This window comes from Rhizobium mesoamericanum STM3625, from assembly GCF_000312665.1.
Lineage (GTDB): Bacteria > Pseudomonadota > Alphaproteobacteria > Rhizobiales > Rhizobiaceae > Rhizobium > Rhizobium mesoamericanum.
Map to the genome: position 1 here is coordinate 3,819,938 of NZ_HF536772.1, position 11,997 is coordinate 3,831,934.

The 11,997-nt window shown below is 58.9% G+C and carries 10 protein-coding genes; 5 read left to right on the top strand and 5 right to left on the bottom strand.

All coding sequences use genetic code 11. The features are described from left to right. Positions 1-6: 6 nt before the first annotated feature. Positions 7-963: a DMT family transporter gene (locus tag BN77_RS18595; protein ID WP_007534714.1), complete on the bottom strand. Its 957-nt coding sequence runs from the start codon at positions 961-963 to the stop codon at positions 7-9. A gap of 16 nt (positions 964-979) precedes the next feature. Then, positions 980-1,909 carry an alpha/beta fold hydrolase gene (locus BN77_RS18600; protein ID WP_007534718.1) on the bottom strand — a complete coding sequence of 310 codons (930 nt, stop codon included), beginning with the start codon at positions 1,907-1,909 and terminating at the stop codon, positions 980-982. Between the two features lie 157 nt (positions 1,910-2,066). Here BN77_RS18600 and BN77_RS18605 point away from each other — a divergent pair, with 157 nt between their 5' ends. From BN77_RS18605 to metF, 5 genes are all read left to right on the top strand, one after another. Beyond that, positions 2,067-2,804, top strand: a complete 738-nt coding sequence (locus BN77_RS18605; protein WP_007534721.1) for a ribonuclease T2 family protein — start codon at positions 2,067-2,069, stop codon at positions 2,802-2,804. A gap of 77 nt (positions 2,805-2,881) precedes the next feature. Continuing rightward, on the top strand, positions 2,882-4,699 hold the full coding sequence (locus tag BN77_RS18610; protein ID WP_007534722.1) for a hypothetical protein: 1,818 nt from the start codon (positions 2,882-2,884) through the stop codon (positions 4,697-4,699). 135 nt (positions 4,700-4,834) lie between these two features. Beyond that, a complete protein-coding gene (ettA, locus tag BN77_RS18615) occupies positions 4,835-6,484 on the top strand; it encodes an energy-dependent translational throttle protein EttA (RefSeq protein ID WP_007534724.1) in 1,650 nt (549 codons plus the stop codon). A gap of 171 nt (positions 6,485-6,655) precedes the next feature. After that, positions 6,656-7,678, top strand: a complete 1,023-nt coding sequence (locus BN77_RS18620) for an ArsR/SmtB family transcription factor (RefSeq protein WP_040677937.1) — start codon at positions 6,656-6,658, stop codon at positions 7,676-7,678. Between the two features lie 4 nt (positions 7,679-7,682). Beyond that, positions 7,683-8,582, top strand: a complete 900-nt coding sequence (gene metF / locus BN77_RS18625) for a methylenetetrahydrofolate reductase [NAD(P)H] (RefSeq protein WP_007534728.1) — start codon at positions 7,683-7,685, stop codon at positions 8,580-8,582. Positions 8,583-9,089: 507 nt separating this feature from the next. On the opposite strand, the gene BN77_RS18630 is transcribed toward metF, so the two are convergent. The 3 genes from BN77_RS18630 to BN77_RS18640 form a co-directional block, all read right to left on the bottom strand. Further along, a complete protein-coding gene (locus tag BN77_RS18630) occupies positions 9,090-10,322 on the bottom strand; it encodes a lytic murein transglycosylase (RefSeq protein ID WP_007534730.1) in 1,233 nt (410 codons plus the stop codon). 83 nt (positions 10,323-10,405) lie between these two features. Then, on the bottom strand, positions 10,406-11,203 hold the full coding sequence (locus BN77_RS18635) for a glycoside hydrolase family 25 protein (protein ID WP_007534733.1): 798 nt from the start codon (positions 11,201-11,203) through the stop codon (positions 10,406-10,408). A gap of 131 nt (positions 11,204-11,334) precedes the next feature. Beyond that, entirely contained in the window at positions 11,335-11,952 is a 618-nt protein-coding gene (locus BN77_RS18640) for a class I SAM-dependent methyltransferase (protein WP_085989858.1), read from the bottom strand. Positions 11,953-11,997: the final 45 nt, after the last annotated feature.

Below are 11,997 nucleotides of genomic sequence, written 5' to 3' on the forward strand. Positions count from 1 at the left end.
AGCAGATCAGGGCGCCAGGGCCGATTGAGGTGTATCGGATACCGGTTTGGATGCAAAGCGTCGCTCGCGCCAGATGATGTAGAGGCCCGATGCGATGATGATGGCGATGCCGAGCCATTTGACGGCATCCGGAAAGTCGCCAAAGACGAGCCAAGCGAAGATGGTTGCCGACACGATCTCGAAATACTGCAGTGGCGCCAGCGTCGAGGCGGGCGCTGCGCGGTAGGCATAGACGCCGAAGATGCCGGCAGTGGCCGCCGTCACACCGACGCCGAGCAAATAGAGGTAGCCCCGGGCATCGGGTATTACGGAGTCAAAGACGTCGGAACCCGTGCCGTTGCCGACAGCAAGCAGGATGATGCAGAACAGCAGGCCCCAGATGCCCATCTGAAATTGCATTGCCCACGGGTCTTCCCGGTGCGAAAGCACGCGCGTCATCAAAGCGAAGATAGCGATGCAAAATGCGCTGACGACAGGCAGGAGCGCGACATAGCCGACTTCCTGGAAGCTTGGCTGGATGATCAGCATTGCACCGAAGAAGCCGACGCCGCAGGCCGTATAGCGGCGCCAACCGATCGTCTCCTTGAGGAAGATGCTGCTCAGGATCGTCAATATGATGGGCTCGACGAAGAAGATCGCGATTGCGTCGGCAACCGGCATGTACTTTAGCGTCGTGACAAAGGAGACCATGGATAGGGTTATGACGGCGCCTCGGATGGCATGAAAGATGTTGGCGCGCCAGGAAAAGCTCTTCCAGCTTCCGCGCCAGACAACGATCGGCAGCATGCAGAGGGCCTGCACGACAAAGCGTGCGGCTGTGATTTCCGCCGCAGGAATCGTGGCGATCGCGAGCTTGGAAAAGATGTCGATGAGCGGGGAGACAAACACTGACAGGAACATCAGCAAAATGCCGGTCGAGACCTCCGAAACGGGGGCGGGACGGGTAGAAATGCCATTGCTCATCGCGAAATCCTTCAGTTCAGGATCTTGCGATCGCTTCGTCGCACCAGTCGGCGAATGCAGCGATGGCCGCGTCCGCTCCGATTTCATTCAGCGTTTCGTGGCGCATGTCCTGATATATCTGCGTCGTGATACGAGAGAAGCCGTGGGCTTTCAAATGGTTTGATAGCCAGATCACCGCTTTTCCGCCATCGGTCGCCGGGTCCTGGCCGCCGCCGACAAGGTGGATCGGCGTCTGTTTCGGCAGTCGTTCCAAATGCGGCGTTTGCGGTGCGCGAAACGTCAGTTCGAAGATATCGAGCCAGAGTGACACCGAAGCATCGAAGCCGCACAGCGGATCGGCAATATATTTGTCGACCTCCGCAGGATTGTGGCTAAGCCAATCGAACTCTGTTCGACGACCGTCGATGGATTTGCCCCAGGTGCCGAAGGTAAGCTTCGGTAGAATGCTGCTCGCAACATCGGAGCCCTTCAGGGCACGTTCGGCAAGCAGGATTGCTTGCGCCGCCCGCCCTGACATGCCCGGATTGAAGTTCGAGTTCCAGACGGCTAAGGCATCGAATTTCTGCGGATGCGTGACTGCCGCGTTGAGTGCAATGAGGCCCCCCATCGAGTGTCCGAACAGGATGACCGGCAAGCCCGGATATTGACTTACAGCAAGGTTGCGAACCGCAACGACATCATCGATCACCTGCAGAACGCCGCCGCGGCGCGCAAAGCGTCCGATCGGCGCGTCGGGCGCAATCGTTTCACCGTGTCCGCGGTGATCGAACGCAAAGACATGGTAACCGCGAGCGGCCATGGCTGCTGCGAAACGAGCGTAGCGCTTCGAATGCTCGGCTAGTCCGTGAGATACAAGGATGATTCCATGCGGCTCTCCCTGTGACGCCTGATGATGAAAGCCAAGCGAAGCATTCGCCGTCCCTAGGCGTTGCGTATCTGCGAACATTATCTCCTCCCGCTGCCGGGAGAAGAGCAGATTGGTCGCGAAATGCAACACATCCCAATATTTATGCGACGGGATTTTCGCTTCCTGTCAATTGGAGGTTGCGGAAAGGAATTCCGCATGATTTCCTGTTCATGAATTGTTCTTTCTGGGGACGAGCATGAGCAATCCGTTTATACGAGCAGCCATATTCCTGGTTGCAACAGCGGCTGCTGGCGTTGCGACAGCGCAGGATGCGGGTGGACAGACGCGGTTCATTCTCGCCGTCAGCTGGCAGCCAGCCTTCTGCGAGACCAACCGGCGCAAGGCCGAATGCAGCAGCCAGACGAGCGACAGGTTCGATGCGACCAACTTTTCGCTCCACGGGCTGTGGCCGATGCGCAAGGACTATTGCGACGTCCCCGCCAACCTGCGGACCGCCGACAAGAAGGGTGACTGGCGCAGGCTGCCCGAGGTGGGGCTTTCGGCGCAAACCAAGGCTGCGCTCGACAAGGCAATGCCCGGAACGCAATCCGGCCTTGAGAGGCACGAATGGATCAAGCACGGCACTTGCACCAAGATGAGTGCCGACGATTATTTTGCGACGTCGGTTCGCCTGATCGGGGAGCTGAATGCTTCGGCGGTCCGCGATCTCTTCGCGGCCAATATCGGCAAGTCGTTGACATCAGAAGCAATCCGCGCGGCGTTCGACAAGAGTTTTGGACCAGGTGCCGGAAACCGCGTCAAGCTGAGTTGCCGACGTAATGGCGATGGGGATCGCCTCATCAGTGAGCTCACGATCGGTCTGTCTGCGCAAGCAACCTCGAATGATGCAGCCGGCCTTCACGACCTGATTGGCGGGGCGGGGCCGACATCGGCTGGCTGTAACGAAGGCCTCGTCGATGCCGCAGGATTTTGATCCGGTATCGTTCTGCCGTTGCTGTTGCTGGTTGATCTTTCAATTATTGATCGCGTGATTCTCCTTCAATCGAGGTGATGCAGTTGGATACGAATGTAGTTCCTTCGGAAGGAAGATCTCGCTCCGTTGGCAAGGCCTCCCTATTTGAAGTCTTTCTTTTGATCTATGTCACGTCGCTTGCGCTCCTCGCCCTTGACCTGATGGATGGCACCAGTTTCGCTCGGGACGTGGACGATCAGATGCGGGAGGTGCAAATTCGCCACCTCCTGTCCATTCATGGTCGCTGGTTCGATTTGACGTTGCCGTCGCTTTTAATGCCCGAACCATACGTCTCACCATGGTCACGGTTGATCGATCTTCCCTACGTCCTGATCACAAAGCTCTTGCAGCCTTTCGTTCCGCTGGATGACGCTGTTCGATACGCCTTCTATGTTTGGCCGCCGATGATGCTGGCGCTGTTGTGCCTTCTGACCGCGTCATTGGTGCGGCGCCTGATGGGCAGCGTGCACCTGAAAGGGCCTTCGTTTGCGGGGCTGCTGGTGCTGATGACACTTCTCATGACGTTTGGCATTGCGGAGTTTGCGCCGGGCCGGATCGATCACCACAATGCGCAGATTGTTGCGATGATGACGATCATGGCGGGCCTCGTCAGATGGGATCGGGTCGGCGGCGCAATGATCGGAGCCGGGAGCGCGGTCTCGGTGGTAATCGGCCTCGAATGCTTGCCGTTTCTCGCAGCTGCCTATGCCGGCCTTGTCGTTAGCTTTATTCTCGGTACCAAAAGGGCAAATGACGTTCTTTTCTTTGCGTCGCTTGCAATGGTCGGTACCACCATGGCAGCAATGTTTGCTTTCATCGGCCCGACGATGGCACTGTCGACCCAGTGCGACGCTTTCTCGGCTCCGTACATATTTCTGTTGATCGGATTTTCCGTTGTTCTCGCAATCGGTGCGGTTGTCGCGCGCCGCAGACCGTCGACACCAATGTTCAGGGCACTGATTATCGGCGCCCCCGGCCTGCTTCTCCTCGGAGTTGCAGCGTTCTTGTTTCGACCGTGCGCTGGCGGTCCTTACGGCATCATCGACCCGTTGTCGCGGGAACTCTGGTTTGACCGTATCTGGCAGGAGCGCAGCATTCTCTATTTCTATGAGAATGGTCGATTCGATCTCTTGGCGGTGGTTGCGGTGACGACGTGTTCGGCGGTCTTTGCGCTACCCATGATCGCGGCAAAACTCAGGCGCGGCGAGGTTGGGCCACTCATCGCTTTTTGTATGGCGGTCACGGCTCTCGCACTGACATTTTTGACGACACGAAACATTCGCTTTCCTATTGCGCTCGTACCACCCTTCGTGCCGGCGGCGGTCGCCGAACTTGTTCGTTCTCGACGCCTCACGAAAGAATGGCGGATGACCGGAGCGGCAATCATTGCTGTCTTGGTGGGGTTCGCCTTGCCTCGTTTGGTTGTTGCGCCAACCGTTCGAACGTTTGATGCCGTAGACTACATGGCCTTCGACGAGTGCAAGGACCAGGACCTCGGCGTCCTGAAGACCATTGCGCCGGCGAGAATTGCGCTGCCTCAGGGCCTTGCTTTGCCGGTCCTGCTTGCTCTGCCGGATGGGTTCTCCATCGGTGCTGCGCCGTTTCATCGCGCTTCACCCGGCATGAAACGGATGTTCGAGGCATTTCGCTCGTCCGATCCGGACATCCGTCGGCAGGCCCTTTCACCATTCGACTATGTCGCGGTCTGCCGTTTCCCGTTGGAAGCCGATGCCAAAGAGGCGCCGCTCTACGCTGCCCTTGCTGCGGGGCGGTCATGGCCGGGACTGGAGCGCGTGCCTTCGCCGACGCGGACAAATTTCCAGCTTTTCCGGATAGACCACGAAAAGCTGCAATAGCGGGCTCGATGAAGGGCCCGGCCGCGGTGACATCGATAAAAGCCTTCGGTTTTTGGCGGCCGCGCGTTGCTCCTTGGTTCTAATTCGCCTACATAGCGGCAAAATTGGAAAATCCCCCCGCGGAGCGAGTTAGCAATGGCACGTCAGTTCATCTATCACATGGCCGGCCTCAACAAGGCGTACGGCAACAAGAAGGTGTTGGAAAACATCCACCTTTCTTTCTATCCGGATGCCAAGATCGGTATCCTCGGCCCGAATGGTGCCGGTAAGTCGACGGTTCTTCGCATCATGGCCGGTCTCGACAAGGAATACACCGGCGAGGCCTGGCTCGCCGAAGGCGCCACTCTCGGCTACCTCGCGCAGGAACCGCAGCTCGATGCCTCCAAGACGGTTCTTGAGAACGTCATGGAAGGGGTTGCACCGAAGAAGGCGATCCTCGACCGCTACAACGAACTTATGATGAACTATTCCGACGAGACGGCGGAAGAGGGGGCGAAGCTCCAGGACATCATCGACAGCCAGAATCTCTGGGACCTCGAGAGCCAGGTGGAAATGGCGATGGACGCGTTGCGCTGCCCGCCGGGGGACTCTTCGGTCGACAAGCTCTCCGGCGGTGAAAAGCGCCGTGTGGCGCTTTGCCGCCTGCTCTTGGCCCAGCCAGACCTGCTGCTGCTCGACGAACCGACCAACCACCTCGACGCCGAGACGATCGCCTGGCTTGAAAAGCACCTGCGCGAATATCCCGGTGCCGTGCTGATGATCACCCACGACCGCTACTTCCTGGACAACGTCACCGGCTGGATCCTTGAGCTCGACCGCGGCCGTGGCATTCCCTACGAAGGCAATTACTCAGCCTACCTGCAGGCGAAGGCCAAGCGCATGCAGCAGGAAGGCCGTGAAGAGGCCTCCCGCCAGAAGGCGCTATCGCGCGAACAGGAGTGGATCGCCTCCAGCCCGAAGGCCCGCCAGGCGAAGTCGAAAGCCCGTATTCGTGCCTATGACGAGTTGGTGGCAGCTGCCGCCGATCGTCGGCCCGGCGACGCTCAGATCGTCATCCCGGTCGGAGAGCGTCTTGGCCAGGTGGTCATCGAAGCGGAGAACCTCACCAAGGGCTACGGCGATACCATGCTGATCGAGAACCTCACCTTCAAGCTCCCGCCCGGCGGGATTGTCGGTGTCATCGGTCCGAACGGCGCCGGCAAGACGACGCTGTTTCGCATGATTACCGGCCAGGAGAAGCCCGATAGCGGCGACATCCGCATTGGCGAGACCGTCGACCTCGGCTATGTCGACCAGAGCCGCGACACTCTCGATGGCAACAAGACTGTCTGGGAGGAAATCTCCGGTGGTAATGACATCATCAAGCTCGGCAAGCACGAAGTGAATTCTCGTGCCTATTGCGGCGCATTCAACTTCAAGGGCGGTGACCAGCAGCAAAAAGTGGGCACCCTTTCCGGTGGCCAGCGCAACCGCGTTCACCTCGCCAAGATGCTGAAGGCCGGCGGCAACGTCATCCTCCTCGACGAACCGACCAACGACCTCGATACCGAGACGCTGGCAGCACTCGAGGATGCGCTGGAAAACTTCGCCGGTTGCGCCGTTATCATCAGCCACGATCGCATGTTCCTCGACCGCCTGGCGACGCACATCCTTGCCTTCGAGGGCGACAGCCATGTCGAATGGTTCGAAGGTAACTTCGAAGACTACGAGCAGGACAAGATCCGCCGCCTCGGAGCCGATTCGGTCAATCCGAAGCGCGTGACCTACAAGCGGCTGACGCGCTGATCATCAGAGATCGGCTTTGAACTTTGCCAAGCAGCCCCGGCTCGCCGGGGCTTTTTTTGCGCGCCTTGATGTCGCGATCCGAGCAGCTAATTTCGTGAACGGATCGAATTGCGGCTTGCCACATCAAATCAATTCACATAAAGATATCTTTATATGTTGATTGGACAGGATATGGGTGAGCCTATCAAACTCGGTCTAGATGCGCTGGTGGACGTCCTCAGGGCGGCCGGCGAGCCGACACGTCTGCGCCTGCTGGTGCTGCTTGCAGCAGGGGACCTGACGGTCACAGATCTTACAGAAATTCTCGGGCAATCCCAGCCACGCATCTCTCGTCACCTCAAGCTCCTCGGCGAAGCGGATCTCATCGACCGTTACCAGGAAGGAGCCTGGGCCTATTTCCGGCTCAGGCAGGATGGCAAGGCTGCCATTTTCGTGCGCGGTCTCTTGGCGCATGCCTCCGACAACGATCCTGTGGTCCTGCGTGACAGCGAGCGGTTGGCGGCTGTCAAGCGCCAGCGGGCGGAGCGGGCGCAGGCCTATTTCAGCCGTAACGCGGCCGAGTGGGACGAGCTTCGCCGCCTGCATGCCGCCGATGAAGAGGTCGATGCCGCCGTTGTTCGGCTGCTCGGCAGCCAGCCGATCGACTCGCTTCTTGATCTCGGTACAGGGACCGGGCGCATCCTCGAACTTCTGTCCGGCCTTTATCGCCGGGCCATTGGCGTGGATGCCAGCCGCGACATGCTGAGCGTGGCGCGCGCCAATCTCGACAAGTCGGGGATTACCAAGGCGTCCGTGCGCCACGCCGATATCCTGAACCTGCCGTTCGAGGCACAGGACTTCGACGTGGTGACGATTCATCAGGTGTTGCACTTCTTCGACCAGCCCGAGGTCGCGATCGGCGAGGCAGCGCGCATGCTGCGGCCCGGAGGGCGGTTGGTCATCATCGATCTTGCCCCGCACGGGCTGGAATACCTTCGCGACGAGCACGCACATGTTCGCCTTGGTTTCTCGCATCAGTCGATGTCGGACTGGTTGCGCAAGGCAGGGCTTGATGTCGAGCAGGTCGTCGATCTTCATCCGGGTCATCAAAGCGGGCAGGGGCTTACAGTCACTGTCTGGCTTGCGCGCGACCCGCGGCAGCTTTTGGCCTCCTTAGCCAGCGAAGGCGCCGAACCCATACTTGCCGGGAGATAATCATATGGTTTTGAACAGCGACGCGCGCCGCAAGATCGGCATTTCCTTCGAGTTCTTTCCGCCGAAGTCGGAAGAGATGGAAGGTCAGCTGTGGAATACGGTCAGCGAGCTGCAGGACTGGAACCCGGACTTCGTCTCGGTGACCTATGGCGCCGGCGGCACCACCAAGGCACCGACGCTGGCGACAGTCTCGCGTTTCATCGCTGAAACGCCGCTTGCCACAGCGTCGCATCTCACCTGCGTCGGTGCGACCAAGGACGAGACGCATGGTGTCATCGATAGTTTCCGCAAGGTTGGCGTGAAGCATTTCGTAGCGCTTCGCGGCGATGCGCCGGGTGGCGTCGGCGCGCCCTACCAGCCGCATCCCGGTGGCTATGCGAATGCGGCGGCACTGGTTGCCGGCCTGCGCGAGATCGGTGATTTCGAGATCTCTGTCTCTGCCTATCCCGAAAAACATCCGGAGAGCCGCGATACGGCTGCCGATATCGACATGCTGAAGCAAAAGGCCGACAACGGCGCGACGCGGGCCTTGACGCAGTTCTTCTTCGACAACGACAATTTCGAGCGCTATCTGGAAAAGGTGCGGGCCGCTGGCGTCAACATTCCGATCGTGCCCGGCATCATGCCGATCCAGAACTTAACACAGCTGAAGCGTTTCGCCGGCGCCTGCGGCACTGTTATACCCGCGTTTCTCGATGAGCGTTTTTCAGGCTTCGACGATAAGCCGGAGGAGCGGGCAAAGGTTGCCGCCGAAGTTGCGGCCGAACAGATCGAGGATCTGGCGCGCCGCGGGCTCACAGACTTCCACCTGTACACGATGAACCGCGCACCCCTCGTTTCGGCCGTGCTGACCAATCTCGGCTTCACACGCGAAGGCGCCAAAAAGGCTGGTGCTGCCGCATAGGCTCATTCAATCAGAAGGCAAAAAGAAAAGCGCATCTCCTCGTGGGATGCGCTTTTCCGATTCATTGAACTGTTTCGCTACTCAGGAGTCTCGGTACTGTTCTGTTGTCACGACGTTCAGATGAAAAGCATTGTCAATACGAATGCAAACGCCGCGCTGACCAAAAGGACATTCAAGGATTGTGTAAGTCCCATGTCTGTCTCCTCGCGTTAACGGCGTGATAATATGTCGTGATTGTGTCGCTTGGAAAGCGGATTTTATACTGCACTGCGGCGAAAATGTCACATTGCGGACACTCGGCCGCTACTAATTCACTGAAATTACAACAAAAATTGTCTGCGAAAAATATTCACATATTTTAACGTGCCGTTAAAGTCGGCGATCCTCTCTTTACGCTTGAGGCAAGTTGAAGGCTCGCGGTGAAGCCCCTGAAACCATGGGACAAACCACGCAAACGAAAGGCCGGGTGCAAAACCCGGCCCGACGTGCGTGCTGAAGGACAGATGATCAGAGAGAGTTGAGGAGCGACGGCGTTGCCCAGCCGTCCGCCGGTATGCCGAGACGCTGCTGCTCCTTCTGGATGGCAACCCGCGTGCCCGAACCCAGGATGCCGTCGACCTTGCCGACGTCGTGGCCAAGCGTTCCGAGTTTCGTCTGCAGCTCCTTCATCTGCTCGTTGGAAAGGCCCTGTTCGGGCGTCCCCTTGAGATAGGTCTCGGCGCCGGCGAGGCGGGTCGCAAAATAGGCGGCCGAAGTCGTGTAGATGAACGACTTGTTCCATTCGAGGTAGATCTGGAAGTTCGGGTACGCAATGAAGGTTGGGCCAAGGCGGCCCTGCGGCAGGATCAGATCGCCATGCAGGTTCGAGAAGCTCGTGTTGCCATCGCGCGGCTTGACCCCAAGGGCAAACCACTCACCGGCCGTCAGAGGACCGCCGATGCCGGATTTTTCCCAGGGGAGGTTCTCCGGGAGGGTAACCTCCTGGAGCCATGGCTGGCCCTTTTGGAAGCCGAGATGCTGGATGAACTTGGCTGCCGTCAGGATGGCGTCGGGGCCGCTCTGCTTGAGGCGTACGTGGCCATCACCGTCTCCGTCCATGCCGTAGGCGACGATATCGCGGGGCAGCATCTGAACCTGACCGATCTCGCCAGCCCAGGCACCGGTATTGGTTGCCGGGTCGAGGTCGCCGTGCTGAACCATTTCGATGAGGGCAATCAGCTGCGGACGGAAGAGCTCCGGCCGGCGGCAATCATGTGCAAGGGTCACCAAGGCATTGCGGGTATTGAAATCCCCCTGCACAGCGCCGAAGTCGGTTTCCATCGCCCAGAAGGCGGTAATGACGCCGGCCGGCACGCCAAATTCCTGCTCGGCACGGGCAAACACATCGGCGTATTGCTTCATCTTCTGGCGGCCGATGTCGAGGCGAGCCTGGCTGACGGTCCGTTGTGAGAATTCCAGGAAAGTCTGCTTGAACACACCCTGAGCGCGGTCACGGCTCAAGACCTTCTGGTCGATCTGTGCCCCTTCCAGCGCCTTGTCTGCGGCTTCGGCAGACGCGCCTGCTGCGACCGCGTCGGCCTTCACGCCTGCCAGAAATACAGCGAGGTCACCGTCACATGCCGGAGCGGCTGTCTGCGAAGCCGGAGCACTCGGTGCCGGCGTCTGCGCGGCAGCGCCGGTGGAAAGACCAGCAGCAAGAAGGAGTGCAAGTGCCGTGCGGCTTGCGGGCGAGCAGTGCATAGTTTCGATCCTCGTCATCAAATGGAATTTCCGTCGATTTCCCAAATGATTGTGACGGAAGCAAGAAAGACCGTCGGACGTTACTAAGAATTTGTGTCCTTCGACACCGCCGCCACCCAGTTGTGCCAGTTCTGTGTCGATCCCGCAAAAACATTGATGTCCGTCGGTCCCTTGATTCCGGGGATGACGCCCGTCGAGGTGTACTGCCAGAAGGCCCAACGGCGGGAGGCGTAGGTGACGTCGGGATGCTTGGCGGTGGAGCGGACCCAGAAGTGATAATCCTGGAAATAACCGACGAGATTGTCGCGATGGAAGTCGACCGACGTATAGATGATCGGCCGCTTGCCGTAATAGGCCTCGAGACGATCCATGAAGCGCTGCAGTTGGGCGCGGACCGTTGCCGGATCGGGCCGGAGGCGGCAGGTCTTCGATTCCGAATTCCACTCGACATCGAGGACGGGCGGCAAGCGCATCGCTTCCCTCGGCACGTTGCTGATGAACCAATCGGCCTGTTCGTCGGGTGTCGAGCAGAAGTAATAGAAATGATAGGGAGCGTGTGGAATGCCCACAGCGCGGGCGTGCTGCCAGTACTCATTGAAGCGCGGATCGATCCGATCCTTGCCCTCGGTCGCCTTGATGAACGCGAAGGCGACGCCGGAACTCTTGACCGTCTGCCAGTCGATATCGCCTTGCCACTTCGAAACGTCGATGCCGTGGATCGGTTGCAGCTCCGGATGCTTTGATCCGAAGTCCTGGGGATCGGTGTCCTTGAAGCGCGTTTTTGGCTTTACGGACGCTGTTTCGAGATAGTCATAGCCAGATGACGTGCATCCGGCGAGCATGACAGCCAACGGCAAAACGCAAAACAGAAGCCGGCGCATAGATGTTCCGTCGCGAAACGAATGGAATTTTTGCCCCACAGCTCGACCTTCGTGATAGACGCGTCCAGCAGAGGAATGTCCCCTCTCTTTCCCATATCAACGTAAAAATTCGGTTAGTTTCAAGCGAAATGTCAAGGTTTGGTCACAATGACAGCTCGCCAGGCATATCCACCGTAGATGCTCTCGAAGATGAGTCGTGCTTGATTTTCAGAGGCTTGGGACGCCAGAACCTGCCTGAGATCGGCGCGCGGTGACACATGAAATCTTCGTAGCCATGCCTTGAGGAGACGAGCAAACCAGCCCGGCAATCGTTCCTGTTGACCAAAATCGACGATGTGCAATTCGCCACCAGGGACGAGGGCGGCCAGGGCCGAGTCGATTGCGCATTCCCAGTCGGGAATCATGGACAGAGCATAGGAGATGAGGACACGGTCGAAGCCGCCAACCCCGAACTCGCGTGGCGTGAAGGCCGTCGCATCGGCGACGCGGAAGTCCGGGAGCGTGGCTTTGGTCTCGAATGTCCTGCGCGCCGAGATCAGCATCTCCTGCGATATGTCGAGGCCGTAGAGCCTTGCCTTTGAGTAGTATTTGTGGGCCAGCGCCAGATTTCGACCGGTTCCGCAACCGACCTCCAGCAAGGTTCCACCTGCGGGTACATTCAGATTGCGGATCGTCTGATCGCGGCCGAGAAGGTAATACTTGCGTGTCAGATCATAGATGTGGCGCTGATAACGGTACATGCCGTCCATCAGGGCGGCATGGCCGTCATCCTTTGCGACAGGGGTCACGCCGAG

What these genes read in the sequence shown, in the direction of transcription:
- BN77_RS18610 (WP_007534722.1), top strand. Translation starts at nt 2,882, where the DNA reads ATGCAGTTGGATACGAATGTAGTTCCTTCGGAAGGAAGATCTCGCTCC.
- BN77_RS18635 (WP_007534733.1), bottom strand. Translation starts at nt 11,203, where the DNA reads ATGCGCCGGCTTCTGTTTTGCGTTTTGCCGTTGGCTGTCATGCTCGCC.
- BN77_RS18640 (WP_085989858.1), bottom strand. Translation starts at nt 11,952, where the DNA reads ATGGACGGCATGTACCGTTATCAGCGCCACATCTATGATCTGACACGC.
- metF (WP_007534728.1), top strand. Translation starts at nt 7,683, where the DNA reads ATGGTTTTGAACAGCGACGCGCGCCGCAAGATCGGCATTTCCTTCGAG.
- BN77_RS18620 (WP_040677937.1), top strand. Translation starts at nt 6,656, where the DNA reads ATGGGTGAGCCTATCAAACTCGGTCTAGATGCGCTGGTGGACGTCCTC.
- ettA (WP_007534724.1), top strand. Translation starts at nt 4,835, where the DNA reads ATGGCACGTCAGTTCATCTATCACATGGCCGGCCTCAACAAGGCGTAC.
- BN77_RS18595 (WP_007534714.1), bottom strand. Translation starts at nt 963, where the DNA reads ATGAGCAATGGCATTTCTACCCGTCCCGCCCCCGTTTCGGAGGTCTCG.
- BN77_RS18600 (WP_007534718.1), bottom strand. Translation starts at nt 1,909, where the DNA reads ATGTTCGCAGATACGCAACGCCTAGGGACGGCGAATGCTTCGCTTGGC.
- BN77_RS18630 (WP_007534730.1), bottom strand. Translation starts at nt 10,322, where the DNA reads ATGCACTGCTCGCCCGCAAGCCGCACGGCACTTGCACTCCTTCTTGCT.
- BN77_RS18605 (WP_007534721.1), top strand. Translation starts at nt 2,067, where the DNA reads ATGAGCAATCCGTTTATACGAGCAGCCATATTCCTGGTTGCAACAGCG.